Genomic DNA, 24,281 nt, shown 5'->3' with positions numbered 1-24,281 from the left:
CCGCCGTTTCGCTTGCGCGAACCACCACTGCGGGAGTAACGGCAACACCTTGAAAGCGGGAGCGGGGACGGGCGTTTACTCCCGCCGTTAAGGTTTTGCTTTGACTCCCGCCGTTGCTTTTTAACTTCCTTCCACCCCGACGTGCGCCGGCTGATTTTCGATAGCCGCTTGAGTTGGGCATCGATGCCGGTCGATGCCCAGTCGTCGTGGTTATACCTGAAAAACGCCGCGCGCCTGCGCGAGGTGGCGGGATGCTTGGTGTTGACCGCCGATTAACCCCCTAACCTGGAGACGGGGAGCGCACGCTCCCCGAACCCGGTGTCACCGACTCCCTACTCCCCCCACCGCTTACTCCCCGATTCCGACCGCTCATCGGCTCCGGTTGCCGCTTGCCGACTCTTCACTACAGATAGGCGTGCCGCGTCGCTAGAGTGGCAAGTGGAATCATCCAGGGAGCTACATCATGAACCACGCCATTACTTTCGTTATTGCGACCCTGTGCATCCTTGCCATCTGCTACCGTTTCTACGGGGTGTTCTTCACGCGCAAGGTGCTCGGCTGCCATGACAGTCAACATACGCCGTCCCACGAGTTGGAAGACGGCAAGAACTACGTGCCGACCCGCAAGTGGGTCAATTTCGGTCAACACTTCGCGGCCATCGCCGCCGCCGGCCCGCTGGTCGGCCCGGTGCTCGCCGCCCAATTCGGTTATCTGCCCAGTTTCCTATGGCTGTTGATCGGCGCGGTCATCGGCGGCGCGGTGCACGACACCGTGGTGCTGTTCGCCTCGATGAAGCACCAGGGCAAGTCGCTGTCCGAGGTCGCCAAGGCCGAGCTCGGCCCGGTGGCCGGCTGGTGTACCGGCCTGGCCATGCTGTTCATCATCACCATTACCATGGCCGGCTTGTCGATGGTGGTGGTGCACGCGCTGGAACGTAACCCGTGGGGCACGTTCGCCGTGTTCATGACCATTCCGATCGCCATCTGCCTCGGTCTGTACGAGAAGTTCGTCGGCCCGAGCAAGCTCGCCACCTATCTCGGCATCGGCGCCATCCTGGCCAGCGTGCTGATCGGCCCGCATATCCAAGGCACCCTGCTCGGCGACTGGCTGACGCTGCACACCCAAACCGTGTCGCTGGCGCTGCCGATCTACGCTTTCTTCGCCACCGCCTTGCCGGTATGGATGCTGCTGACCCCGCGCGGCTATCTGTCGAGCTTCATGAAGATCGGCGTGTTCGGCGCGCTGGTCGTCGGCGTGGTGTTCATCAATCCGACCATCCAATTCCCGGCCTTGACCCAGTTCATCCATGGCGGCGGCCCGGTGATCAGCGGTCCGGTATGGCCGTTCATCTCGATTACCATCGCCTGCGGCGCCATCTCCGGCTTCCACGCCTTCATCGGTTCGGGCACCACGCCGAAGCTGGTGGATAATTGGAAGGACCTGCTGCCGGTCGGTTTCGGCGCCATGCTGGCCGAGTGCGTAGTCGGTGTGATGGCGCTCATCGCCGCCACTTCGTTGCACCCGGCCGACTATTTCGCCATCAACGCCACCCCGGCCGCCTTTAGCCACCTCGGCATGAACGTGGTCGACTTGCCGCGGCTGAGCAAGGAAATCGGCCTCGACCTGTACGGCCGCACCGGCGGCGCCGTGACGCTGGCGGTGGGCATGTCGTCCATCTTCACCCGCATCAGCTGGTTCACCAGCCTGGCGTCGTACTTCTTCCAGTTCGTGGTGATGTTCGAAGCGGTATTCATCCTGACCGCGGTCGACTCCGGCACCCGCGTGGCCCGCTATCTGATCCAAGACTTCGGCGGCGACTTCTACGCCCCGCTGAAGAACATCGACTGGCTGCCCGGCGCCATCGGCGCCAGCGTCCTGGCCTGCGCGCTGTGGGGTTATCTGCTGATGTCGGGCGACATCAACTCGGTGTGGGCGCTGTTCGGCGTCTCCAACCAGCTGATGGCCTCGATCGGCCTGATCATCGGCGCCACCATCATCCTGCGCCTGTCGCACAACCGTGGTTACATGCTGACTTGCCTGGTGCCGCTGGCCTACCTGTACGTGACCGTCAACTACGCCGGCTACTGGATGGTGGCGCACGTCTACCTGAACCCGGCCGCCAAGGGCTACAGCGTGTTCAATGCCGCCATCTCGATCATCATGCTGGTTCTGGGCTTGGTCATCCTGATCGCCGCGCTGGGCAAGTGGCGCCAACTGCTGGCCCGCGCGCCGCAGACGCGCCCGCTGCAAACCGCGCCGCGCGCAGCTTGAATCAAGCGTCTAAGCGCGACAACAGCCCGCCAGCGATCGGCGGGCTGTTTTTTGGCCCTCGCATTACTACGCATCGTTGCATGTAACGAAATCACCCCCTATACTGTTTCATGTAACGAGTAAGGAGTCAGAGGATGGCAGCAACACATGTCAACACGCGGGTGCAAAAGCACCGCGAAGTACTACGCAAGGCAGGGCTGCGGCCTGTTCAAATTTGGGTGCCGGACACCCGACGGCCCGACTTTGCCGAAGAATGCCGCCGACAGTCTCAATTAGTCGCTGAAGCAGATATGGCTGACACCGATATGCAGCACTTCATGGATGCTGCACTGGCTGACATCGACGGCTGGACGGAATGATGCGTGGCGAGCTAGTCACCGTCTCCATGCAAGGCGATTTCGGCAAGCCACGGCCGGCGTTAGTCATTCAGGCCGACCCTTTCATCGACCATGCAACGGTCACCGTGTTGCCGATAACCAGCACATTGGTTGCTGCACCGCTGTTGCGTGTGACGATACAGCCGAACAGCGACAACGGCCTGCACAAACCCTCGCAGGTGATGATCGACAAAATCATGACTGTGAAACGCGATAAGCTGGGCCCAACATTTGGGCGCCTGGATGCCCCTATATTGACCGAGATCGAACGTTGCCTGGCGGTCTTCCTCGGTATTGCCAAATAGCCTTTGGCGTCATGTCCATTGGCAAAAGGCCCGCCACATTCGACAGGCCTTTTGCAGTTCACAGCCTAGACAGCGGCAGCGGCAATCTGAATCACCTTGCCGTCCGGCACCAACTGGCGCGCCAGGCCGCCGCACGAGGTTTCGCGGTATTTGGCGTTCATGTCCTTGCCGGTTTCGTACATCGCGGCCACCACCTTGTCGAGCGACACCTTGGGCTTGCTCGCGCGGTGCAGCGCCATGCGCGTGGCATTGATCGCCTTGACCGCCGCGATGGCGTTGCGCTCGATGCAGGGAATTTGCACCTGGCCGCCGACCGGGTCGCAGGTCAGGCCAAGGTTGTGTTCCATGGCGATTTCCGCCGCCATGCATACCTGCTCGGGGCTGCCGCCCATCAGCTCGGTCAAGCCGGCGGCCGCCATCGAGCAGGCCACGCCGATCTCGCCTTGGCAACCGACCTCGGCGCCGGAAATCGACGCGTTGAGTTTGAACAGGCAACCGATGGCGCCCGAAGACAGGAAGAAGCGCAGTACGCCCTCCTCGTCCAGCGGTTTGATGAAATGGTCGTAGTAAGCCAGCACCGCCGGCACCACGCCACAGGCGCCGTTGGTCGGCGCCGTCACCACGCGGCCGCCGGCGGCGTTTTCCTCCGCCATGGCCATCGCGTACATATTGACCCAATCGAGCACGCTCATCGGATCGTTGGCCAGATTGAGGCTGCTGCCCAGCATGCGGTGCAAGGCGCTGGCGCGACGGGGGATGTGCATCGGCCCCGGCAGGTTGCCCTCGGTGCGCATGCCGCGCTCCATGCTGTCCCGCATCACTTGCCACACTTGGCGGAAATGCGCGCGCACCGCGTCGTCGCTGCGCGTGGCCAGTTCGTTTTGCATCACCAGCGCCGCCACAGACAGTCCGCTGGCGTTGCACATGTCGACCAGCTCCTGCGCGTTGACGAAGTGGTACGGCACCTCGACGCTGCTGCACAGGCTTTGATTAAAGTGCTCGGCTTCGACGATGAAGCCGCCGCCGATCGAGTAATAGGTCTTGGTGAGCAGCGGCGTGTCGCCGGCAAAGGCGTGGATCTGCAGGCCGTTTTCATGCAGCGGCAGATTGTCGGCGATGAAATCCAGCGCGAAGGCCACCGAATGGCGTTCCGGCCCCAGCGCGAGCCGGCCGCTCTGAGCCACGTCGGCGGTGACGCGCGCGATGCTGTCGATATCGACGTTCTCCGGCAGGCTGCCGGTCAGGCCCATGATGATGGCGCTGTCGGTGCAGTGCCCCGGGCCCGTCAATGCCAGCGAGCCGTAGCATTCGACCCGCAGCCGCGTCGTATCGTTGAAATGGCCGGCGGCGCGCAATGCGGCCAGAAATTCGTAGCCGGCCTTCATGGGGCCGACGGTATGGGAGCTAGAGGGACCGACGCCGATCTTATAGATATCTACCATGCTGAACATGATGGTTTCCCTGTGAACGAGAGGCGCTCGCGCGCGCCAGCGAGTGGCGAGAAATCTTCACGCGAAGCTTGCGCGCCATTCTAGCGACCCCGTTCCAAAACGAATGCAAAATTCAGGACGTCATTTGACGGTCATCAAACGGCGGGATTCAGATAGCGAAAACGAAAAACACATATAAATTCGCCACTTAGTAAGCATGAGGCTATGCGGAAAACGCATGGAAACGCCCATCTGTTGCATTAACGCCGCCCTTTAAGTTCGAAATCGAATAAAAACGAAACACAAACCCCGTATTTCTGGCAAAATCGCCGGAAATTAGCCGGCGCGCCCTGTCGCAGCGCACAAAAATCTGTCGCAAATCCGCACATCGATGCGACCGGCCAATTCGAATTCAAACGGCGGCACAGCCATGTAGGGCGGATAAAAGCGTTGGTTGCGTTTCACATAAAAAACACTTTTTAATCAGCCATCTACACAAAAACGCCGTGCACCTCACCTAACGGAACTGCTGTCACGCTCCCGGCAAAAAATGCCACCCGCGTTGCAGATAGTTGACCCACATCAAACACAATGTTCGTTTGCGAATCTATATTTGGTTCGTAAGACAACATTTGTTTCGATTTCGAAATTGGAGGCGGTAATGGAAGCCATGACTCGCAACGCGATTGACGCCGACCCTTGGCGCGGTTTTGCCAGTGGTAACTGGCAGACGTCGGTCGATGTACGCAACTTCATTCAGCTGAACTACACCCCGTTTGAGGGTAAGGCAGACTTTCTGGCCCCAGCCACCGAGCGGACCAAGCAACTGTGGGACAAGCTGGGCGAGCTGCTGAAGGAAGAACGCGCGCGTGGCGTGCTCGACGTTTCCGCCGACCGCGCCTCCAGCATCATCGCGCACGACGCCGGTTATATCGATGAAAAGAATGAACTGATCGTCGGCCTGCAAACCGACGCCCCGCTCAAGCGCGCCATCATGCCGAACGGCGGCCTGCGCATGGTCGAAAACGGTCTGGAAGCGTTCGGTTTCCACATCGATCCGGTCGTCAAGGATATCTGGACCCATTACCGCAAGAGCCACAACCAAGGCGTATTCGACGTATACAGCCCGGACATCCTGGCTGCGCGTAAGTCCGGCGTCATCACCGGCCTGCCGGATGCCTACGGCCGTGGCCGTATCATCGGCGACTATCGCCGTGTGGCGCTCTACGGTGTCGACTTCCTCAAGAGCGACCGTCTGCGTCAGTACAAAGAACTCAACGACGTCGTCTTCAATGACGACGTGATCCGTCAGCGCGAAGAGCTGTCGGAACAATTCCGCGCCCTGGAAGAACTGAAGGAAATGGGCGCCAAGTACGGTTGTGACCTGGCCCGCCCGGCCGCCAACGCCCGCGAAGCCATCCAATGGGTGTACTTCGGTTACCTGGCCGCGGTGAAGGAACAAAACGGCGCCGCCATGTCGTTCGGCCGCACCTCCAGCTTCCTCGACGTTTACATCCAACGCGACATCGACGCCGGCGTGCTGAGCGAAGGCGAAGCGCAAGAGATGATCGACGACCTGGTGATCAAGCTGCGCATCGTGCGCTTCCTGCGCACCCCGGAATACGATCAACTGTTCTCCGGCGACCCGACCTGGGTGACCGAGAGCATCGGCGGCATGGGCGAAGACGGCCGCACGCTGGTGACCAAGTCGAGCTTCCGTTTCCTGAACACCCTGTACAACCTGGGCCCGGCACCGGAACCGAACCTGACCGTATTGTGGTCGACCGAGCTGCCGCAAGGCTTCAAGGACTTCTGCGCCAAGGTTTCGATCGACACCAGCTCGATCCAGTATGAAAACGACGACCTGATGCGCCCGCACTGGGGTGACGACTACGGCATCGCCTGCTGTGTCTCCGCCATGCGCATCGGCAAGCAAATGCAGTTCTTCGGCGCTCGCGCCAACTTGGCCAAGGCCATGCTGTACGCGATCAACGGCGGCGTGGACGAAAAGTCCGGCGCGACCGTGGCGCGCGGCTTCGAGCCGATCAAGGGCGACGTGCTCAACTACGACGAAGTGATGGCCCGTCTGGACAAGATGATGGATTGGCTGGCCGCCACCTACGTCAAGGCGTTGAACTGCATCCACTACATGCACGACAAGTACGCCTACGAACGCATCGAAATGGCGTTGCACGACCGCGACATCCTGCGCACCATGGCTTGCGGCATCGCCGGCCTGTCGGTAGCCGCCGACTCGCTGTCCGCCATCAAGTACGCCAAGGTACACGTGATCCGCAATGAAGAAGGCCTGGCCGTCGATTACAAGATCGAAGGCGAATATCCGGCCTACGGTAACAACGACGACCGCGCAGACAGCATCGCGGTGTGGCTGACCGAAACCTTCATGAACAAGATCAAGGCGCAGCCGTACTTCTATCGCAACGCGATGCCGACGCAATCGGTGCTGACCATCACCTCCAACGTGGTCTACGGCAAGAAGACCGGCAACACCCCGTGCGGCCGTCGCGCCGGCGAACCGTTCGCCCCGGGTGCCAACCCGATGAACGGCCGCGACGTGAAGGGCTTCGTCGCCGCGGGCGCCTCGGTGGCCAAGCTGCCGTACGACGCCGCGCTGGACGGCATCAGCTGGACCGCCTCGGCCACGCCGGACGCGCTGGGTCATACCGCGGAAGAACGTATCGCCAACCTGGCCAACTGCCTGGACGGCTTCGCCGCCGCCAATGGCTTCCACGTCAACGTCAACGTGTTCAACCGCGAAACGCTGGTCGACGCCATGGAACATCCGGAGCTGTACCCGCAGCTGACCATCCGTGTGTCGGGCTACGCGGTGAACTTCGTCAAGTTGTCGCGCGAACAGCAATTGGATGTGATCAACCGCACATTCCACGCTAAGATGTAATTATCAAGCAAGTGACCGGCCGGGGCGTTGCGCCCCGGCTTTTTTGACCTCGGAACCTGCCCCATGAACACGTCTTCCGCCACGCAGCCTCTCGGCTATTTGCATTCGACCGAAAGCGGTGCGGGTGTCGATGGACCGGGCATGCGTTTCGTCTTTTTTATGTCCGGTTGCCAATTCCGCTGCCTATACTGCCACAACCCCGATACCTGGAAGCTGCACAATGGGCGCCAAGTGACCGTGGAGCAGGCCGTGGCCGATGTGGCCCGGTACGCCAAATTCCTTAAGTTCGCCGGCGGTGTCACCGTCTCCGGCGGCGAGCCATTGATGCAGGCCGAGTTCGTCGGCGCGCTATTTGCGGCCATCAAGCAACAGTACGGCCTGCACACCGCGTTGGACACCCAAGGGTTCCTGCACGAAAACATCGATGACGCCTGGCTCGACAACGTCGACCTGGTGCTGCTGGACATCAAGCACAGCGACCCCGAGCGCTACCTGGCGCTGACCGGCCAACCGTTGCAGCCGACGCTGGATTTCGCCCGCCGCCTGCAGCGGCTGGGCAAGAAAATGTGGATCCGCTACGTACTGGTGCCGGGTCTGACCGACGGCGACGCCGATATCGAACGGCTGGCCGATTTCGTCGCCGACCTCGGCCCGACGGTCGAGCGGGTGGAAGTGCTGCCCTTCCATCAGCTGGGCGCGGACAAATGGACACAGCTCGGCATGGACTACGCGCTTGCCGATACCCCGGTGCCGACCGCCGAACAGGTGGCGCGCGCCCATGCGATTTTTGCGGCGCGGGGACTGAAAGTCACCTGAACCGAACATTGCTTCCCATCTGACTTCAACGCTTCAAGGTACGTAACATGACGACGGCTACTCCTCTGATTCTGGTCATCAACTGCGGCAGCTCATCGCTGAAGTTCTCCCTGCAACCGGTCAACGCCATCGACCCGATCCTGTCCGGCCTGGCCGAATGCCTGGGTCTGGAAGACTCGCGCATCATCATCAAAGACAGCGAAGGCAACAAAACCACGCAAACCCTGAATGGCGGCCGCCACGCCGAAGCCATGGAAGTGCTGACGCGCGACCTGGCCGAGCGCGGCCTGTTGGACAAGGTTGCCGCCGTCGGCCACCGCATCGTGCATGGCGGCGAACGCTTCACCGCCTCGGCCGTGGTCACCGACGAAGTGATGGCCGGCATCGAGGAATGCTGTGAACTGGCGCCGCTGCACAACCCGGGTCACCTGGTCGGCATCCGCGCGGCGCAAAAGGCCTTCCCGGCGCTCAAGCAAATCGTGGTGTTCGACACCGCCTTCCACCAGACCATGAAGCCGGCCGTGTATCGCTACGCCGTGCCGAAGCGCTTCTACACCGACTACCACGTGCGCCGCTACGGCATGCACGGCACCAGCTGCCGCTACGTCACCGGCGAAGCCATCCGCGTGCTGGACCTGGACCCGGCCGAACACGGCATCGTCATTTGCCACCTGGGTAACGGCGCCTCGGCCACCGCGGTCAAGAACGGCCAGTGCGTCGACACCACGATGGGCATGACGCCGCTGGAAGGGCTGATCATGGGCACGCGCTCGGGCGACATCGACCCGGCCGCCGTCACCTACATCGCCCGCCGCGAAAAGCTGGACCTCGACGGCATCGACCACCTGCTGAACAAGCAAAGCGGCCTGTTGGGCATCTCCGGTGTGTCGAGCGACTGCCGCGCGCTGGAAGAAGCCGCCGGCAACGGTCACGAAGACGCCAAGCTCGCGCTCGACATGTTCGCCCACCGCCTGGCGCGCCTGGTAGGCGGTCTCGCCACCTCGCTCGACCGTCTGGATGCCATCGTCTTCACCGGCGGCATCGGCGAAAACTCCGCCCTGCTGCGCGGCAAGACGCTGGAACACCTGCGCATCTTCGGCTTCAAGCTCGACGCCGCCGCCAACGCCGCCGCAGTACGCGGCAAGGCCGGCGTGATCACCGCGCCGAATAGCCCCATCGCCGTGGTGATCAACACCAACGAAGAGTGCATGATCGCGCGCGACACCGCCGAACTCGCCGGCATCAGCGCCTAAGCGCCGCTACGCGGCAAACGAAAAGCCGAGGCGCGCCTCGGCTTTTTTTATGAAATCGCGTACCGCCAGTTACTAGAAATCGAGCTGTTCCAGGCTAATGCCCAGCGCAGCGGCAATCTTTACCCGGCTCACTTTGCGCAATCTGCCGCCAGCCTCTTGCTGCGCAAAAGCCGACTGTGAAATACCGAGGCGGGCGGCGACTTCGGTTTGCGTCAATCCAAGATGCTCTCGCCACGCGCGCACCGGCGTCCACGCGTTGTTGACGACCAAACCCACAACCTCATTTGGAATCAGACTTTCCGCCTTGCCGGTCAGCTGCAGGTATTCCTCATAGGGCAATACAACATATTCGATACTGCCGTCCAGACGGTTAATGGTTTGGATGTTAGTAGGTGCGTTCATCGCGTTTCTTTACCTCCTGAATCTCTATGATTCTGAGCCGACCGTCCCAATCGAATAGCACTCGGTAATGACCAACTCTCAACCGGTAGCCAAAAGGATGCCCAGTTAGAGCCTTGATATTTCGGCATTCCGGCATATTGGCAAGGTCCGATACGGCTTCAAAGACATCTCGTTGAGCCGGCTTATCAAGCTTGCGCAGTTGCCTTGCTGCCTTGGGAGTCCAGTGGATTGAATTCATATCACTATAAGGCAAATATAAGCAAAAACTCCAGAAAAACTTATATTAACAGCGAATTTCTCAGGGGTTTATCGGAAAAATTCGATAAGAAGTAGGCTAACGAACAAGCGAACTGGCAGCGTATCATCCTGCCCCGCAAGCATCCAGGTTTCATGGCTGGGCGGCCATCAGGATCGAAATTTCGTGCTATGCGAACATGGTGAAATACCCTGACCGTGCAGGTTAGACGCTGGTGGCAACCAGTCTTAGGCTGGAGGTTCCTAAATCTAATACTGAGCCCCAACGGCCAGGTTCATCCTGGCCGTGACGTTGTGTCGCCGGGGGCTGCGAGGTGTTTCCGTAATGAAGCCGGGGCATGCCCCGGCTTTTTAACCACAAATTCATGAAAAGAACAAAAATGAAGCACCTAACACAGGCCGAGCGAAAGCTCATTCTCTATCAGCTTGCCGAATCGACAGAACGCGCTTGCGCGGCAATCGATGATGCAGTGGCGTACGTCTATGCGTCAGAGCTGCGTATCGTTGCTCTGACACAAACGGAATCGTTAAGCGGCATAACCACAGACCAGAAGCGTATGCACCGGTCTGTCGTGCTAGATGCAGCAGACTAACCAATCCCCCCAACCTTCATGCCTCACCCCCCGCGCAAGCTCTCCAGCGTGCGGCGCTGCTGACCATCGGCGGTGAAGTTATCCGGCGACAGCCAGGCCTCCAAGGCGGCGCGGGCCTCTGGCCATTCGCGGTCGAGCAGGCTGAACCAGGCGGTGTCGCGGTTGAGCCCCCAATTGACCCGCGCCTGGCGGAACACGCCCTCGAAGGTGAAGCCGAGCCGAACGGCGGCGCGCATCGAGGCGGCGTTGAGCTGGTTGCACTTCCATTCGTAGCGGCGGTAGCCCCACTCGAACGCCTGGCGCATCATCAGGTACATCGCCTCGGTGGCGACCGGGGTGCGTTTCATCCGCGGCGAGAAATGCAGCCAGCCGACCTCGATCGCGCCGTCTTGCGGGTTGATGCGCAAATAGGAGGCGGTGCCGACCACCTCGTTGCTGGCCTGCTCGACGATGGCAAAGCGCAGCGGGTCGCGCGAATCGGCGAAGGCGGCGAGCCAGGCGTCCCATGCGGCATCGTCTTGCGGCGGCGGCGCCAGGTAGGCCCAGCCGTCTCGGTCGGGCTCGAGCGCGGCGCGCAGTCCGGCGCCATGGCGTGCCAGATCGAACGCCTCCACGCGGCACAGCCGCCCCGCCAGCGCCACACGCTCGGGCATCCTGGCGCCGGCCCAGCTCACCTCTTCGCCCAGCGGACGCCCCAAATGATCGTATTTCATGCTCAGCCCTCGCAACCGCAGACGATCTGCTGCCCCGCGGCGGCCGTGGTGGCATAGCCGTCGCGCTTCCACCAATCGATGCCGCCCATGAGCTCCTTGACCTGGAAACCCAACTCGGCCAGCTTGAGCGCGGTACGGGTCGACCCGTTGCAGCCGATGCCGTCGCAGAACGCCACCAACAGTTGGTCCTTGGGCAGATGAGCGGTGCTGGCCGCCGTGATCGTCCGGTGCGGCAGGTTGATGGCGCCGGGGATGGTTTCGCGCGCATATGCATCGGAGGAGCGTCCGTCGACCAAAATCAACGCTTCGCCACGCTGCAACGACTCGTACACATCCCAGCTATCGGTTTCCCACGCCAGCTTTGCCTGATAGAACGCGACTTGATCCATCGTTGCTCCCATGTCATTGGTTGGTTTCAGGATTCATGATATAAACCTTGAAGGCTTGGTGAAAGAGCCACGATTCTCAACAAACAGGGAACCACTTTGCAAAGCGCATGGATCGGCGACGCGCTGGCGGCGGCACTGGCGCGCGACAGCAAGGAAGGCCTGGCGCGCCAGTTGACGCGCCAGCTCAGACAATGGATCGGCGAAGGCCGGCTTGCGGCGGAAACCCGGCTGCCGGCCAGCCGCGACTTGGCGCGCCAGCTGGCCATCGGCCGCAACACCGTGATCGACGCCTACGAGCAACTGCTGGCCGAGGGCTACCTGGAGACGCGCCACGGCTCGGGCACCTATGTCTGCGCGCTGTTCAAGCGTCAAACGCCGGCGGCGCCGGAACCGATGGCGGCGCTCGGCTTATCCGGCCGCGGGGGCGAACTCTCGGCACTGACGCGGCGTGACGACGACTACAACGGCGCCTTTGTCCCCTGCATCCCGGAGATCCGCGATTTTCCGCACCGGCAATGGCAGCAGCTGCTGGCTCGGCACCAGCGCCAGGCCCGGCTGCTCGACTTCAACTACCAGGCCGGCGGCGGCTTGCCGGCGCTGCGCCAGGCGCTGGCCGACTATCTGCGCATGGCGCGCGCGGTGCGTTGCCATCCGGACCAGATTCTCATCACCCAGGGCACCCAGCATTCGCTGACGCTGTGCGCACTATTATTGGCCGATCCGGGCGACGCGGCGTGGATGGAGGAGCCGGGCTATCTCGGCGCGCGCGTGGCGATGCAGATGGCGGGCTTGCGCACGGTGCCGGCGCCGATTGACGAACAGGGGCTGAACCCGGCGCAAGTGGCCGACCCGACGCCTCCGCGGCTGATCTACGCGACGCCGTCATACCAATACCCGCTCGGCGTGACCATGCCGCTGGCGCGGCGGCTCGCGCTGATCGAATACGCGCGCCAAGCCAACGCCTGGATCATCGAGGACGATTACGACAGCGAATTCCGCTATAACTCGCAACCGCTGCCCGCGCTGCAAGGACTATCGGAAGACGCGCGGGTGATTTACTTGGGCACGCTGAGCAAAGTGATGTATCCGGGTTTACGCACCGGCTACATCGTGGTGCCCGAGGGGTTGGTGGATGACTTTCGCGCCGCCAATGCCCGCCTCCATCCGGAGGGGCATTATCCGCTGCAATCGGCGTTGGCCGAATTCATCGGCAACGGCCAATTCGCGCGCCACATCCGCCGCATGCGCGATCTGTATCAGGAACGGCAACACTGCCTGCGGGCGGCGCTGGTCCACACCGAGGCAAGCGAATGGACGTGGTCGTCCGGTCACGCCGGCATGCATGTGCTGGCGACGCTGCCGCCACGGCTAGACGAGACGCGGCTAAGCCAGCAGGCGGCAAAAGAAGGCATCTGGCTCTCGACGCTCGGCAAACATTACCAAGCCCCCCCGGACCGCCAGGGGCTGGTGATCGGCTATGCCGGCGTAGCCGAGGCCGACATCGTGCGCGGCGTGCGGGTCATGGACCGCCTGGCGCGCGCGCAACACTAGTCAGTAGAGTGCACTCGCCGAAGGCAGTGCACCGCCCGTCTTATGACGACACGCCCTAGTCCTCGCTCTGGGCGAACCGTTTCAGATTCTCGCCCGCCATGCGGTAGCGCACCCACTCGTCCTGCGGCACGGCGCCGATGGCGCGGTAGAAGCGGATCGCCGGCTCGTTCCAGTCAAGCACGCTCCATTCGAAGCGCCCGCAGCCTTGCGACACCGCCAGCTGCGCCAGATAGCGCAGCACTTGCTTGCCCGCACCATGGCCGCGATGCGCCGGCGAGATGTATAGGTCCTCCAGATACAACCCCTTACGCCCCAGCCACGTGGAATAGCTGTAGAAGTACACGGCAAAACCGATGTGAATGCCGTCGGCATCGACGATCAATGCCCGGGCCGGCCCGTCATGGGCAAAGAGATTGCGCGCGATGTCGGCTTCGCTGGCGATCACCTCATGCTCGGCCTTTTCGTAAATGGCCAGCTCACGGATAAATCCAAGAATCAGCGCGGCGTCGTCGACGGTGGCGGGTCGGATGGTCACGGACATGATGCCTCCTTTCATTGGCAAAGGATTACAACATCATATTACATGTAAAACTTCAGGATCGTGGTTGTCCATCCCACGGTCGCGGATCGCGCAACCATTTCATCATTAATTGCCATGAGCGCTCATAGCCATTGTGCGGCAACTTGCAGCCGCTGCAGTCCTTGCGCGCCGTGCCGTGCTGATCGTGATAGATCCGGTACGGCCCAGGGCACTGCAGCAACACCAGCGGACAATAGCAGAACAAACAATTGAATTCATTTTTCACGCCCTGATGGCAAGGCAAGTATTCGCATTGCACATGCGTGAATCCCATGTAATGGGTGGTGCTGTGGGGGGAAACGGGGTGGGCCATGGTTCGTGCCGTTCACGGAGTCGAATGGCGGATTCTAGCCCCGCCGGTCGCTGGCCGGCGGGACGATTTGGCCAAGGTTTGATCTGGGTCGCCCGAGCGGGGAAGCCGATAGGATGCGCATGGCATTTGCGGCTATAAATCAAATTGAACTGACCTTAGCCGAAATACCATGTCCTGCGCGATAGACTGTCTCGAGCCTGGGCGTCTGCAAGCCGATCTTTGGCAAGCGACGTATTCGCTGGTCGGCGCCGACTATGTGCGCGCGGTGGCCGTCTGGCTCGCTGAGCATTTGGCCACGCAACAAGTTCTGATCACACGCGCCATCGATAGCCCGGCCACCCGTGCTCGCATCGTCTCGTCAGTGCCGGAAGACGCCTGCGCCAACAACAGCATCGTCCTGGCAGGCCGCCCCTGCGAGGTGGTATACCAAAAGCACCGGCCGATGGCGCAGGCGTCGGACTTGCCCTCGGCCTTTCCGTTGCTGCGCGATCTATGCTGCGACAGCTTCTACGGTTATCCGCTGCTGAACGCCCAAGGCCAATGCACCGGCCACGTGGCGCTGTTCTTTCGCGACAGCACCGCCTTGCCCGCCTGGTTCGATGCCTGGTTCGCGCCGGTGGCGGCGCGCCTTGACGCCGAACTGTGCCGATTGGAAGAACAATCGCGACTCGATGCCGCAGAGCACCAGCTTGCGTTGTATAACCGCGTGCTTCGGCTGACCACGCAACATGCGCCGCTGAAACAGGTGCTCGATACGTTGCTGGCCGGCATCGAATCCATCTGGCCGGGCGCGCTGTGCTCGATCATGGCGCCGGATGGCAACGGCAGCCGGCTGCGCCTGCTATCGGCGCCCAGCCTGCCGAGCGAGTATTTGTCCGCCATCGACGACGTGGCCATCGGCCCCGACATCGGCGCCTGCGGCGCGGCGGCCTTCAGCCGGCAGCGGGTGATCATCACCGATACGCTGACACACCCCTCTTGGGTGGCGCTGCGTGAGCTGACAGCCCGCTTTGGGCTCTCCAGCTGCTGGTCGCAACCGATTCTGAACGGCGAACAGGTGCTGGGCGTGTTCGCCATCTATCACCACGCGCCTTGCGTGCCCGGCGCGGACGACTTCGCCATGATCGACCGGGTCTCGGATCTGGCCTGTCAGGTGTTGTTGCACCATGAGGCCATGGAGGCGCTAAGACTGAAGAGCGAACATTACCAGTTGCTGCTGCGTCATGGCGCGGACGGCACCGTGGTGCTCGACCGCGCCGGCCGCTTCCTGGAAATCAGCGAAGGATTTCTCAAACAGATCGGTGCGACGGACGTCGATGCCGTCATGCGCACGCACATCGGCGATTGGGTCGCCAACCTGGAGCAGTCCGACATCGTCAAAATTCTGCACGGCCATCGTGGCCAGCCGTTGATTTTTCAAACCGCCATGCGACACGTGGACGGCTCGCTGTGGGATGCGGAAATCACCTCCACCGAGGTGGAGATCGATGGCCAAGCGCTGATCTGGGCTTCGGCGCGCGACATTACCGAGCGCAAGCAGCTGGAAGCCGCGCTTTTGCGCGAAGCCCGGCTAGACAGTCTGACCGGCATCGCCAACCGCGGCAATTTCCTGCAAGCGCTTGCCAAGGAGCTGACGCGCGCACGGCGCTATCCGGCCCCCTTGGCAGTACTGATGCTGGATCTGGACCATTTCAAGGGCATCAACGACCGCTACGGCCATTCCACCGGCGACGACGTGCTGCGCACGCTGTGCCGCGAATCGGCGCCGCTGTTGCGTAAGGAGGATCTGATGGGCCGGCTCGGCGGCGAGGAATTCGCCGTCATGTTGCCGCAAACGACGCTGGCGGAGGCAGGGGAAGTCGCGCAGCGGCTGTTGCTGCGCATTCTGGATATGGCGGTGCCGGTGGCGGACCACCATCATGCCATCCACTTTTCCTGCTCGATCGGCGTCGCTGCGCTCACCCCGAACGACAAGGATGGCGAAGCATTGCTGATGCGGGCCGATAAGGCGTTGTACCAGGCGAAAGCCGCGGGCCGCGGCTGCGTCAGAGCGGGCTAGCGCGGCGCGGTAATTATGCCATAGTGATAGTAAGTCACTATGTAGGAGGTAAATTTTTTTCATTTCCGCTTTGCCAAGGCGGAATCTACGGTAAGGATGCCGGGCTCCGTCCGGCCGTTTTACTTCTTTAAGGAGCGCTATAGCATGCAACTCAAAGGATCCAAAACCGAGAAGCATCTGAAAGACGCTTTCGCCGGTGAATCGCAAGCCAACCGCCGCTATCTGTACTTCGCCAACAAAGCCGACGTGGAGGGCTACGCCGACGTGGCTGCTCTGTTCCGCTCGACGGCCGAGGGCGAAACCGGCCATGCCCATGGCCACTTGGAATATCTGGAAAAATGTGGCGACCCGGCCACAGGGTTGCCGTTTGGCAGCACTCAGGACAATCTGGCAAGCGCGGTCGCCGGAGAAACCCACGAATACACCGATATGTATCCCGGCATGGCCAAGGATGCCCGTGCCGAAGGCTTCGACGAAATCGCCGACTGGTTTGAAACGTTGGCCAAGGCCGAACGTTCCCACGCCAATCGCTACGCCAAGGCGTTGGCCGAACTGTAACGGAGTGCCGGCCCGCACGTGCGGGCCGGCTGTTCTTTTTTTCGTGCAGGAGTCGAGTTATGGCCGACCACCGAGAAGGCAACCTCGAAGCCCCAACCCGTCATCCCATCGACTGGCGAAACCCGGAATTTTACGATGAGAGCGCGCTGAACCAGGAAATGGCGCGCGTGTTCGAAATCTGTCACGGCTGCCGGCGTTGCGTCAGCCTTTGCCAGTCCTTCCCTACCCTGTTCGATCTGGTCGACGCCTCCCCCACGCTGGAGGTGGATGGTGTCGACAAGGCGGATTACGCCAAGGTGGTCGAGCACTGTTATCTGTGCGATCTGTGCTACATGACCAAGTGTCCGTATGTGCCGCCGCACGCGTGGAACCTCGATTTTCCACATCTGATGCTGCGCGCCAAAGCCGTGCGTCACCGCCAAGGCAAGAGCAAGCTGCGCGACCGGATCTTGACCAGCACCGATGCCGTCGGCCGCTTTTGCGGCATTCCGATCGTCGCCCCCGCAATCAACGCCGTGAATCAGGTTCGGCCGATGCGCACCCTGCTACAGCACGCCGCCGGTATCCACCGCGACGCCTGGCTGCCGGCATTCACCAGCAACCCCATGCGGCGGCGCCTGCCGCATCTACCGGCCGATACGCCCGCCTCGCCCGCCGGGAGCACCACCGGCAAGGTGGCATTGTTCGCCACCTGCTACATGAATCGCAACGAGCCCGGCCCAGGCGAGGATCTGCTGGCGGTGTTCGCGCATAACGGCATCGCCGTCACCTTGACCGAGAAAGAACGCTGCTGTGGCATGCCCAAGCTGGAGCTGGGCGACTTCGACACGGTGCGCGCCAACAAGGAGGTAAACATTCCGATCCTGGCCAAGCTGGTCGACGCCGGTTGGGACCTGACCGCGCTGGTTCCTTCCTGTGTGCTGATGTTCAAGCAGGAGCTGCCACTGCTGTTTCCGGACGACCCGGATGTGCAAAAAGTGAAAAACGCCTTTTATGATCCGTTCGAATATCTGATGCTGCGGCATCGCGAGGGCATGCTCAACACGGATTTCCGCCAGCCATTGGGCAAGGTGGTCTTGCACGCGGCCTGTCATCAGCGTGTGCAGAACATCGGTCCCAAAACGCGCGAGTGCCTGTCGCTGATCCCCGGCACGCAAGTGGAGAGCGTCGAACGCTGCTCTGGCCACGACGGCACTTACGCGGTCAAGGCCGAATACCACGCCTTTGCCGCCAAAATCGCCAAACCGGTGGTCAATGCCGTCACCCAGGCCGCGCCGGACCATTTCGGCTCGGATTGCGCCATGGCCGGGCATCATATTGCCCACGTGCATGGCGGTGTAGACGCCGAGCATCCGATCACCCTGCTGCGTCAGGCATATGGCATTTAGGAGGACGCATGCTGACCCATGAACAACTGTTTTCCCTTGAGCAATACGCGCGCATCCGACCGGAATTCCGCGCCCGGGTGATTGCACACAAAAAGGAGCGACGCCTGCCCTTGGGCGAACACGCCGCGCTGTATTTCGAGGATACGCTGACCATGCAGTACCAGATCCAGGAAATGCTGCGCCTGGAGCGGATGTTCGAACCCGAGCTGATCCAACAGGAACTGGATGTGTACAACCCGCTGATTCCGGATGGCAGCAACTGGAAAGCCACGTTCATGCTGGAATATCCGGACGCGGAGGCGCGCAAGGCGGCGCTGGCGCGACTCACGGGCATCGAGACCCATGTCTGGCTGCAAGTCGGCGATCACCCCAAGATCCGGCCGGTCGCCAATGAGGACCTCGACCGCACCACCGGCGACAAAACCTCGGCGGTGCATTTCCTACGGTTTGAACTGACCCCGGCAATGGTGGCGGCCGCAAAAAGCGGCGCCACGCTTTGCGCCGGCATCGATCACCCGCATTACCAAGCCAAGACCGAGGCGGCGCCGGCGGTGCGCGTCTCATTGGCCGGCGATCTGCGCTAACGCGGATCTTGCCGGCCAAGCAGCGCCATGCCATCTTATGACGTCGTCACAACGTCAGAGAAAACATGAAGACTGTCACCGATATTGTGCTGTTTCAACGGCACCAAGGCGAAGAAACCGCGTTTGTCGCAGCGGATGACCGGCGCATTGAAGGCGAATGCCGACAGCAGGTGGTCAATCATTACACCGACCCCAGCGGACAATTTCACGCCGGACTCTGGCGCGGCGGCATCGGCCGTTGGCGCGTCAAATACACGGAACACGAGTTTTGCACCTTGCTGGAAGGCCATGTCCGACTTAGCGATCGGCACGGTCAGACCGTCGACCTGCGTCCGGGCGATCATTTCGTCATTCCGGCCGGCTTTGAAGGCGAATGGCAGGTGCTCGCACCGGCCTGCAAGACTTACGCACTATTCGAAAAGACCAAAGAATAATCTTCCAGGAAACGTGAGTTGTATGGCATAGAATAGGCTTTCGGCCCATAATGACCTTACCTGGAATGATCCGGTGCGGGGATGGGGAGTCAAGCCATGCGGTCTGCGGTGCGGTGCCTGTTGGGCGGTTTGCTGGCCATCGGCGCGGCCGCGGCGCCTGGCGCGGACAACACGATCCATGTTGCGTTCGGCGAGTCGCTTGAGCCGTATGTGATGGTCGACAGCAACAGCGGCATCGAGGTTGATATTATTCGCGCCGCGTTCGCCGCGCGTGGTCTCGCGATGGCACCGCAGTACGTGTCACAGCCCAGGCTCGCAACCGCGCTTGAGCATGCCGACATCGAGGCCGTGGCCACCCTCGGCCGCCAGTCCGGTGTTCGCGCCTATTATTCGAACACTTATATCGCCTACGAAGATGTGGCCATCACGTTGAAAAGCCGGCAAATCCGGCTAACTCAGATTTCAGATCTGAACCAATACAGCGTGCTGGCATTTCCGCGCGCCACGCTCTACCTGGGCACGGAATTTCGCACCATGGCGAGCAACAACCCACGTTATGCCGAGACGGCGGATCAGCTGAATCAAAACCGCCTACTCTATCGCGACGGCATCGATGTCGTCGTTGCCGACCGGCGCATCTTTCAATGGATGGACCGCAAGCAGGAGCTGCAATTTCATGAGCAAGCCCAGCCCGTGGACATCTATCACTTGTTTCCGCCGACAACCTATCAACTGGTCTGCCGTTCGCTCAGCCTGTGCGAAACCTTCAACCAAGGGCTGAAAATCATCCAGAGCAACGGCCAATACGACAAAATTCTGGCAACTTACCGCTGAACGCATCCGGCGGCGCGGCGCGCACGGCGCGCGAGCCCCGGCTGCCTGGCCATCCACGACTCCATATCGGCGAAACCGCGCTCCAGCGTTTGCCAGGCATCGGTGAGCGGCGACGCGGCGCGTGCCGCCCGCTCTAGATTCTGGGCCGCGTCGGCCAGGCCATTGGCGCCGAGCGTACGCGCCGAACCCTTGATGCGATGCGCGTACCACACTGCCTGTTCACTGTCGCCGGCATCGACCGCCTGACGTAGCGCCTGACGATCGGCGGCGCCGATCGCCGCGAACTGGGCCACCAGTTGCCATGCTTTGCTCCGGCTGCCTTGGCAGAGCCCGAATAGCACCGACCAATCGAACATCGGGCCAGGCTTGGTCCGAGCTGCCCGCGCGGAAATGTCGGGCATGTCCAGCCACAGGCGCAGCGTCGTGGCCAGCACGGCCATATCGACCGGTTTGGTCAGGACGTGCGACATGCCGGCATCCCGTGCCAAGGACGCCACGTCGGCGGCCTGATTGGCGGTGCAGGCAATCACCGGAACGGGCGGCAAACCGCGCTCGGCTTCTTCCTGGCGGATGGCCCGCGCCAGCTGATAGCCGTCCATCACCGGCATATGGCAATCGGTCAACACCAAGGAAAACGGTTGCGCTCGCCATAGCGCCAATCCCTGCTCGCCATGCTCCGCCACTTGAAAGGCCACCCCGAGCCGTTCGAGCTGCATGGCCATCAACTGGCGGTTGCAAGGATGGTCCTCCACCAATAATACCGGTGCCATCCCGGCAAACGGCAGGGGCGATACAGCATCGGCCGGCGTGCCGGGCTGAGCACTGGGAGAAATCGCACAATCCAGCCGCACGGTCAGCCAGGCCCGGGTACCGCCTTGCGGCTGGTTACTCAGCCCGATCTTGCCGTCCATCAAGCCGGCCAACCGCTGGCAAATCGCCAAGCCCAATCCCGCCCCGGTCTGTTGCCGGTTACCGCGGCCAACGTCGCGGCTGAACGGCTGAAACAACGTGGATTGCTGAACATTTGACAGACCGCAACCGCTGTCGATGCAACTGAAGCGCAACAGCTGCTTGCCGCCCCCCTCCGACTCAACCTCGACGGTCAAGCGCAAACCGCCGCGCTCGGTATGCCGGAGGGCATTCTGAACAAAATTCACCAGAATCTGCCGCAGCCGCCGTGAATCCAACACATGCGCCTCCGCCACCTCCGGCGCGATCACCAGCTCGCAACATAGGCCGCGTGACGCGGCAGCGGGCAGGAAGAGCTGATGCACCTGAGCGAGCAGCGGACGCAAAGCGGTCACCACAGGCGCCAGTGTCACATTGCCAGCCTCGAGATCGGAGAAATCGATGATGTCGTCCATCAGCCGCAGCAGCGACGAGGCGGCATCATGCATGCTGACGAGCATGGCCGACTGCTGCTGTGTCAGCCGCGTGGCGCGCAACAAATCCAGCCAGCCGAGCAAACCGTTGAACGGGGTGCGGATCTCATGGCTGATCATCGCCAAGAATGCGCCCTTCGCGTGCGCGGAGGCTTCGGCCACGCGCCTGGCCTCCCGCAGCGCCAACTCTTGCCGCTTCAACGTGGTGACGTTGAGGCGGAGCGAAACGATGCCGACCTCCGGCACCTGGTAGTCGATGGCCAGATACCACTGATCACCCCAGCGCAAGATAAAGGATTCGCCCTGGCGATGGCGCCGTATCCGCTCCTCGATCCAGGCCGTATCGTCGTAGCCGTCCTCGGGCACTTGAGCGGCATGACGCAGCGCCAATTGCTTCATCGATCGATAACTACGGCCGATCAGTTGCTCCGGCCGCAAGGTGGTGGAAAACAATCGCGCGTAGTGTTGATTGCACAGCGCCAAGCGATCATTTTGATCGTACAGAGCAAACCCTTCCGGCAAGCACTCGATCACGCTTCGCAATTGCAACTGTGCGGCCTTGGCCAGGGCATGCGCACCCCGCCAGCGCATGGCATGCCAACAGCGGATCTCGCCGAGCACCACCAGCGCCCCACACAGGACCCACGGCAGCGTATTCCCATTCTGGCCGCCTTGGCTTGCCTGCCACATGGCCAGCCCCCCCGCCAGAGGGACGATGCGCCATAACCAGTGGATGAGAAGATGCAGCCCATCGGCATGCAGCAATGGGCTGATGGACACGCGACACGACAACAGAGGACGAACCAAGCGATTAAACATAATAGCCACAACTCTAGCAGCGGGAGGAAATTGGAAGACTGGCTCGCCCAGGCCACGGTTCACGTTCCCTGTACCTCTGATCAGCCGTTCCGATGGACACGCCGCCATGGACGCCGACCACGCTTTTTTCACGTCTTTTCTGTGTTGCGCGCCGACAGTCCATCGCCCTCTCGGCCAGCGTTAAGAACGCTTCACGACGCCAGGACATAGTCCTACGCAAGGACAGGCCTGAGTACACTGACAAGACAGCTAAATCTGTCACATATGCCGACAAATGCTGTGGTGTCTGTTAGACATATGCCTCCTCGTTCAGACCAATGTTCACCAAGAAACTACCGCTTTTCCTAGATAGAGGTTCGCTTTATCCGCCACCCAGTAACGCCATGGCTGAGACGACTAGACCGGTAACCAAATGTTTTACATAGATCAACATACCCCCATTGGGTATTTGACGATTATTCTGAGTTCAGCCACGATAGAAGCACTTCAAGCCGTCGCCTTGCCGAGACCATGTATCGACTGCTGCGCCTCACCTTTTTGCTGATCGTCTTCGCCCTGCTGCCGCTGCAGGCGTGGGCGGCCGGCGCGATGCCCCCCAGCGGGGCCGCCGCCGGTCAGGCCGTGTCCGCCAGCATGGCGGCGGCGCATTGCCAGCCGGCGCAGCATGCACAGCATTCGCCTCGAGACACGGCCGCCGGCCATCACCATACCGTTTGTTGCCAGGCACCGCTGTTTGGCTTAAGCGGCTCGGCGGCACACCTCGTGCCGATGACCCCGCCGCAAGCCTCTTGGCACGACGCGCACTACACCTCATTCGATCCCGAAGCGCTGTCGCCGCCGCCTCGCGCCTGATTTCTCCGCCCACGAGGGTCTCTAGTCGTCATGCCGTACATGACGAGACACCCATCACCCCAGCCGCGCGCCGCGGCGGGGAACTTGCCATGGATGAAATCACAATGCGAAACAAGCTCAATACCACTCTGCTGGCCGCCGGTTTGGCGCTCGGCCTGTTATCCACCACGCCGGTTCTCGCCGCGCAACAGGAAATCGTCATGGCTAAAAATACCGGCTGCGTCTGCTGCGAACGCTGGGCCGCGGCCATGAAGCAGGCCGGCTTCAACGTGAAAACCCAGGAGCAGCCCGACATCACGCCCATCAAGGACAAGGCCGGCGTGCCGCAGGCGCTGCGCTCCTGCCACACCGCCATGGCGGGGGGATATGTCTTCGAGGGGCACGTACCGCCGGACCTGGTGGCCAAAGTCCTGAAAACGCATCCCCACATCGCCGGCTTGGCGGTACCGGGCATGCCGCTAAAGGCGCCCGGCATGGATGCGCAAGGTGTCACCACCCCCTATCAAGTCATCGCTTTCACCAAGGACGGGCACACCTCGGTTTATGCTCAGCGCTAAACCGGCGACCCGCAACGGAAAAAGGAATCGAGATCATGAAACACCGTAAATTGGTCGTACTCATTGCCTTGGCGGTCTCCGCCACCGCGGCCCTGGCCGCCACGCCGGATAACTCGGCACCAGCCGGCATGCCGGCCATGATGCAAACCATGCGCGCCGCGGTTGAGCGCATCGCGGCCACGCCCGATGCCGCTCAGCGGCAGAAACTGGCGGACCAGCTGATTCAAACCATGCCGGGACAATGCCAGGGGATGATGGGCGCTGGCCATGGCATGATGATGTCCGCACCCGCTGCCAAGTAGGAACCTCTAACAGAACACATTCCGTGGTTGGGTAGCGTGCGTTCGCGAAGCAACGCACGGCCTGAGAACTCACGCAAGACGTGCATTGCCTGCGGCGACTGCACGCTACAAAACGCGGGCGGATGTCTGGTCGGTGCTTTTGTTAGAGATTCTAAGTCCATGCCGTAAAACAAAGCGGGGCGCTTATGCGCCCCGCTGAGGGTGTTGACAAACCCATGCTCGCGAAGCGAGCGCCCCCTCTCAGGGAGAGGGCAGGGGGAGTGGGAATCGATGGGCAGGCTGCGAAATCAGTCAGTTGCCACTAAGGCCCGGCTTTGCCGGGTCCTCCGTAACCGCTGCAAAC

General features: G+C 61.7%; 25 protein-coding genes. 17 read left to right on the top strand and 8 right to left on the bottom strand.

Features of this window, described 5'->3' with window-relative positions:
- Nucleotides 1-141 precede the first annotated feature (141 nt).
- The 4 genes from JOZ06_RS04250 to JOZ06_RS04235 all read left to right on the top strand — a co-directional run bounded on the left by JOZ06_RS04250 (nt 142) and on the right by JOZ06_RS04235 (nt 2,954).
- The gene (locus JOZ06_RS04250) at nt 142-276 is read left to right on the top strand and encodes a hypothetical protein (RefSeq protein ID WP_293229048.1); all 135 of its coding nucleotides are present in this window, start codon (nt 142-144) and stop codon (nt 274-276) included.
- A gap of 187 nt (nt 277-463) precedes the next feature.
- Nucleotides 464-2,272: a carbon starvation protein A gene (locus JOZ06_RS04245; protein WP_293229046.1), complete on the top strand. Its 1,809-nt coding sequence runs from the start codon at nt 464-466 to the stop codon at nt 2,270-2,272.
- Nucleotides 2,273-2,406: 134 nt separating this feature from the next.
- Nucleotides 2,407-2,631, top strand: coding sequence for an antitoxin MazE family protein (locus JOZ06_RS04240; RefSeq protein ID WP_293229044.1), 225 nt, complete (start codon nt 2,407-2,409; stop codon nt 2,629-2,631).
- Nucleotides 2,631-2,954 (top strand): type II toxin-antitoxin system PemK/MazF family toxin, encoded by a 324-nt coding sequence (locus JOZ06_RS04235; RefSeq protein ID WP_293229043.1) that lies wholly within the window; start codon nt 2,631-2,633, stop codon nt 2,952-2,954. Before JOZ06_RS04240 ends, JOZ06_RS04235 begins: the two co-directional genes overlap by 1 nt.
- 65 nt (nt 2,955-3,019) lie before the next feature.
- On the opposite strand, the gene JOZ06_RS04230 is transcribed toward JOZ06_RS04235, so the two are convergent.
- Nucleotides 3,020-4,405, bottom strand: a complete 1,386-nt coding sequence (locus tag JOZ06_RS04230; protein WP_293229041.1) for an L-serine ammonia-lyase — start codon at nt 4,403-4,405, stop codon at nt 3,020-3,022.
- 649 nt (nt 4,406-5,054) lie between these two features.
- Here JOZ06_RS04230 and pflB point away from each other — a divergent pair.
- The 3 genes from pflB to JOZ06_RS04215 all read left to right on the top strand — a co-directional run bounded on the left by pflB (nt 5,055) and on the right by JOZ06_RS04215 (nt 9,373).
- Nucleotides 5,055-7,304 carry a formate C-acetyltransferase gene (gene pflB, locus JOZ06_RS04225; protein WP_366515195.1) on the top strand — a complete coding sequence of 750 codons (2,250 nt, stop codon included), beginning with the start codon at nt 5,055-5,057 and terminating at the stop codon, nt 7,302-7,304.
- A 63-nt stretch (nt 7,305-7,367) separates the two neighbouring features.
- The gene (pflA, locus tag JOZ06_RS04220) at nt 7,368-8,120 is read left to right on the top strand and encodes a pyruvate formate-lyase-activating protein (protein WP_293229037.1); all 753 of its coding nucleotides are present in this window, start codon (nt 7,368-7,370) and stop codon (nt 8,118-8,120) included.
- Between the two features lie 47 nt (nt 8,121-8,167).
- On the top strand, nt 8,168-9,373 hold the full coding sequence (locus tag JOZ06_RS04215; RefSeq protein ID WP_293229035.1) for an acetate kinase: 1,206 nt from the start codon (nt 8,168-8,170) through the stop codon (nt 9,371-9,373).
- Between the two features lie 72 nt (nt 9,374-9,445).
- On the opposite strand, the gene JOZ06_RS04210 is transcribed toward JOZ06_RS04215, so the two are convergent.
- The 4 genes from JOZ06_RS04210 to JOZ06_RS04200 form a co-directional block, all read right to left on the bottom strand.
- Nucleotides 9,446-9,775 (bottom strand): helix-turn-helix transcriptional regulator, encoded by a 330-nt coding sequence (locus JOZ06_RS04210; protein WP_293229034.1) that lies wholly within the window; start codon nt 9,773-9,775, stop codon nt 9,446-9,448.
- Entirely contained in the window at nt 9,759-10,013 is a 255-nt protein-coding gene (locus tag JOZ06_RS20655; protein ID WP_366515193.1) for a type II toxin-antitoxin system RelE/ParE family toxin, read from the bottom strand. Before JOZ06_RS20655 ends, JOZ06_RS04210 begins: the two co-directional genes overlap by 17 nt.
- Nucleotides 10,014-10,646: 633 nt before the next feature.
- The gene (locus JOZ06_RS04205; protein WP_293229032.1) at nt 10,647-11,336 is read right to left on the bottom strand and encodes a GNAT family protein; all 690 of its coding nucleotides are present in this window, start codon (nt 11,334-11,336) and stop codon (nt 10,647-10,649) included.
- A gap of 2 nt (nt 11,337-11,338) precedes the next feature.
- Nucleotides 11,339-11,725 carry a rhodanese-like domain-containing protein gene (locus tag JOZ06_RS04200; RefSeq protein ID WP_293229031.1) on the bottom strand — a complete coding sequence of 129 codons (387 nt, stop codon included), beginning with the start codon at nt 11,723-11,725 and terminating at the stop codon, nt 11,339-11,341.
- A 96-nt stretch (nt 11,726-11,821) separates the two neighbouring features.
- Between JOZ06_RS04200 and JOZ06_RS04195 the strand changes: the two genes are divergently transcribed.
- Nucleotides 11,822-13,276 (top strand): PLP-dependent aminotransferase family protein, encoded by a 1,455-nt coding sequence (locus tag JOZ06_RS04195; RefSeq protein ID WP_293229030.1) that lies wholly within the window; start codon nt 11,822-11,824, stop codon nt 13,274-13,276.
- 55 nt (nt 13,277-13,331) lie between these two features.
- Here the strand turns inward: JOZ06_RS04195 and JOZ06_RS04190 are convergent, their stop codons facing one another.
- Nucleotides 13,332-13,817, bottom strand: a complete 486-nt coding sequence (locus JOZ06_RS04190) for a GNAT family N-acetyltransferase (RefSeq protein WP_293229027.1) — start codon at nt 13,815-13,817, stop codon at nt 13,332-13,334.
- Between the two features lie 52 nt (nt 13,818-13,869).
- The gene (locus JOZ06_RS20650; protein WP_366814388.1) at nt 13,870-14,130 is read right to left on the bottom strand and encodes a cysteine-rich small domain-containing protein; all 261 of its coding nucleotides are present in this window, start codon (nt 14,128-14,130) and stop codon (nt 13,870-13,872) included.
- Between the two features lie 208 nt (nt 14,131-14,338).
- Here JOZ06_RS20650 and JOZ06_RS04185 point away from each other — a divergent pair, with 208 nt between their 5' ends.
- The 6 genes from JOZ06_RS04185 to JOZ06_RS04160 all read left to right on the top strand — a co-directional run bounded on the left by JOZ06_RS04185 (nt 14,339) and on the right by JOZ06_RS04160 (nt 20,026).
- Complete coding sequence (locus tag JOZ06_RS04185; RefSeq protein ID WP_293229025.1) at nt 14,339-16,228, top strand: diguanylate cyclase; 1,890 nt, start codon at nt 14,339-14,341, stop codon at nt 16,226-16,228.
- 144 nt (nt 16,229-16,372) lie between these two features.
- Nucleotides 16,373-16,786, top strand: coding sequence for a rubrerythrin family protein (locus tag JOZ06_RS04180; RefSeq protein WP_293229022.1), 414 nt, complete (start codon nt 16,373-16,375; stop codon nt 16,784-16,786).
- 59 nt (nt 16,787-16,845) lie between these two features.
- Nucleotides 16,846-18,174, top strand: coding sequence for a heterodisulfide reductase-related iron-sulfur binding cluster (locus JOZ06_RS04175; protein WP_293229019.1), 1,329 nt, complete (start codon nt 16,846-16,848; stop codon nt 18,172-18,174).
- A gap of 8 nt (nt 18,175-18,182) precedes the next feature.
- On the top strand, nt 18,183-18,758 hold the full coding sequence (locus JOZ06_RS04170) for a DUF3501 family protein (protein ID WP_293229017.1): 576 nt from the start codon (nt 18,183-18,185) through the stop codon (nt 18,756-18,758).
- Nucleotides 18,759-18,823: 65 nt separating this feature from the next.
- Nucleotides 18,824-19,192 (top strand): cupin domain-containing protein, encoded by a 369-nt coding sequence (locus JOZ06_RS04165; protein WP_293229014.1) that lies wholly within the window; start codon nt 18,824-18,826, stop codon nt 19,190-19,192.
- Between the two features lie 120 nt (nt 19,193-19,312).
- Nucleotides 19,313-20,026 (top strand): transporter substrate-binding domain-containing protein, encoded by a 714-nt coding sequence (locus JOZ06_RS04160; RefSeq protein WP_293229011.1) that lies wholly within the window; start codon nt 19,313-19,315, stop codon nt 20,024-20,026.
- Here the strand turns inward: JOZ06_RS04160 and JOZ06_RS04155 are convergent.
- On the bottom strand, nt 20,017-22,188 hold the full coding sequence (locus JOZ06_RS04155; RefSeq protein ID WP_293229009.1) for a response regulator: 2,172 nt from the start codon (nt 22,186-22,188) through the stop codon (nt 20,017-20,019). The two genes, JOZ06_RS04160 and JOZ06_RS04155, sit on opposite strands and share 10 nt — an antisense overlap.
- A gap of 549 nt (nt 22,189-22,737) precedes the next feature.
- On the opposite strand from JOZ06_RS04155, the gene JOZ06_RS04150 reads away from it, so the two are divergent.
- From JOZ06_RS04150 to JOZ06_RS04140, 3 genes are all read left to right on the top strand, one after another.
- Nucleotides 22,738-23,079 carry a hypothetical protein gene (locus JOZ06_RS04150; RefSeq protein ID WP_293229007.1) on the top strand — a complete coding sequence of 114 codons (342 nt, stop codon included), beginning with the start codon at nt 22,738-22,740 and terminating at the stop codon, nt 23,077-23,079.
- Between the two features lie 89 nt (nt 23,080-23,168).
- Nucleotides 23,169-23,636 (top strand): DUF411 domain-containing protein, encoded by a 468-nt coding sequence (locus JOZ06_RS04145; protein WP_293229005.1) that lies wholly within the window; start codon nt 23,169-23,171, stop codon nt 23,634-23,636.
- A gap of 35 nt (nt 23,637-23,671) precedes the next feature.
- A complete protein-coding gene (locus JOZ06_RS04140; RefSeq protein WP_293229002.1) occupies nt 23,672-23,938 on the top strand; it encodes a hypothetical protein in 267 nt (88 codons plus the stop codon).
- Nucleotides 23,939-24,281 lie beyond the last annotated feature (343 nt).

This window comes from Paludibacterium sp. (assembly GCF_019232825.1).
Taxonomy (GTDB): Bacteria; Pseudomonadota; Gammaproteobacteria; order Burkholderiales; family Chromobacteriaceae; genus Paludibacterium.
This window is presented reverse-complemented; position numbering and strand designations above follow the sequence as displayed.

Coding starts and splice junctions, on each gene's coding strand:
- JOZ06_RS04170 (WP_293229017.1), top strand. CDS start 18,183: ATGCTGACCCATGAACAACTGTTTTCCCTTGAGCAATACGCGCGCATC.
- JOZ06_RS04245 (WP_293229046.1), top strand. CDS start 464: ATGAACCACGCCATTACTTTCGTTATTGCGACCCTGTGCATCCTTGCC.
- JOZ06_RS04210 (WP_293229034.1), bottom strand. CDS start 9,775: ATGAACGCACCTACTAACATCCAAACCATTAACCGTCTGGACGGCAGT.
- JOZ06_RS04205 (WP_293229032.1), bottom strand. CDS start 11,336: ATGAAATACGATCATTTGGGGCGTCCGCTGGGCGAAGAGGTGAGCTGG.
- JOZ06_RS04230 (WP_293229041.1), bottom strand. CDS start 4,405: ATGTTCAGCATGGTAGATATCTATAAGATCGGCGTCGGTCCCTCTAGC.
- pflA (WP_293229037.1), top strand. CDS start 7,368: ATGAACACGTCTTCCGCCACGCAGCCTCTCGGCTATTTGCATTCGACC.
- JOZ06_RS04240 (WP_293229044.1), top strand. CDS start 2,407: ATGGCAGCAACACATGTCAACACGCGGGTGCAAAAGCACCGCGAAGTA.
- JOZ06_RS04235 (WP_293229043.1), top strand. CDS start 2,631: ATGCGTGGCGAGCTAGTCACCGTCTCCATGCAAGGCGATTTCGGCAAG.
- JOZ06_RS04165 (WP_293229014.1), top strand. CDS start 18,824: ATGAAGACTGTCACCGATATTGTGCTGTTTCAACGGCACCAAGGCGAA.
- JOZ06_RS20650 (WP_366814388.1), bottom strand. CDS start 14,130: ATGGGATTCACGCATGTGCAATGCGAATACTTGCCTTGCCATCAGGGC.
- JOZ06_RS04175 (WP_293229019.1), top strand. CDS start 16,846: ATGGCCGACCACCGAGAAGGCAACCTCGAAGCCCCAACCCGTCATCCC.
- JOZ06_RS04200 (WP_293229031.1), bottom strand. CDS start 11,725: ATGGATCAAGTCGCGTTCTATCAGGCAAAGCTGGCGTGGGAAACCGAT.
- JOZ06_RS04215 (WP_293229035.1), top strand. CDS start 8,168: ATGACGACGGCTACTCCTCTGATTCTGGTCATCAACTGCGGCAGCTCA.
- JOZ06_RS04145 (WP_293229005.1), top strand. CDS start 23,169: ATGGATGAAATCACAATGCGAAACAAGCTCAATACCACTCTGCTGGCC.
- JOZ06_RS04150 (WP_293229007.1), top strand. CDS start 22,738: ATGTATCGACTGCTGCGCCTCACCTTTTTGCTGATCGTCTTCGCCCTG.
- JOZ06_RS04185 (WP_293229025.1), top strand. CDS start 14,339: ATGTCCTGCGCGATAGACTGTCTCGAGCCTGGGCGTCTGCAAGCCGAT.
- JOZ06_RS04140 (WP_293229002.1), top strand. CDS start 23,672: ATGAAACACCGTAAATTGGTCGTACTCATTGCCTTGGCGGTCTCCGCC.
- pflB (WP_366515195.1), top strand. CDS start 5,055: ATGACTCGCAACGCGATTGACGCCGACCCTTGGCGCGGTTTTGCCAGT.
- JOZ06_RS20655 (WP_366515193.1), bottom strand. CDS start 10,013: ATGAATTCAATCCACTGGACTCCCAAGGCAGCAAGGCAACTGCGCAAG.
- JOZ06_RS04190 (WP_293229027.1), bottom strand. CDS start 13,817: ATGTCCGTGACCATCCGACCCGCCACCGTCGACGACGCCGCGCTGATT.
- JOZ06_RS04180 (WP_293229022.1), top strand. CDS start 16,373: ATGCAACTCAAAGGATCCAAAACCGAGAAGCATCTGAAAGACGCTTTC.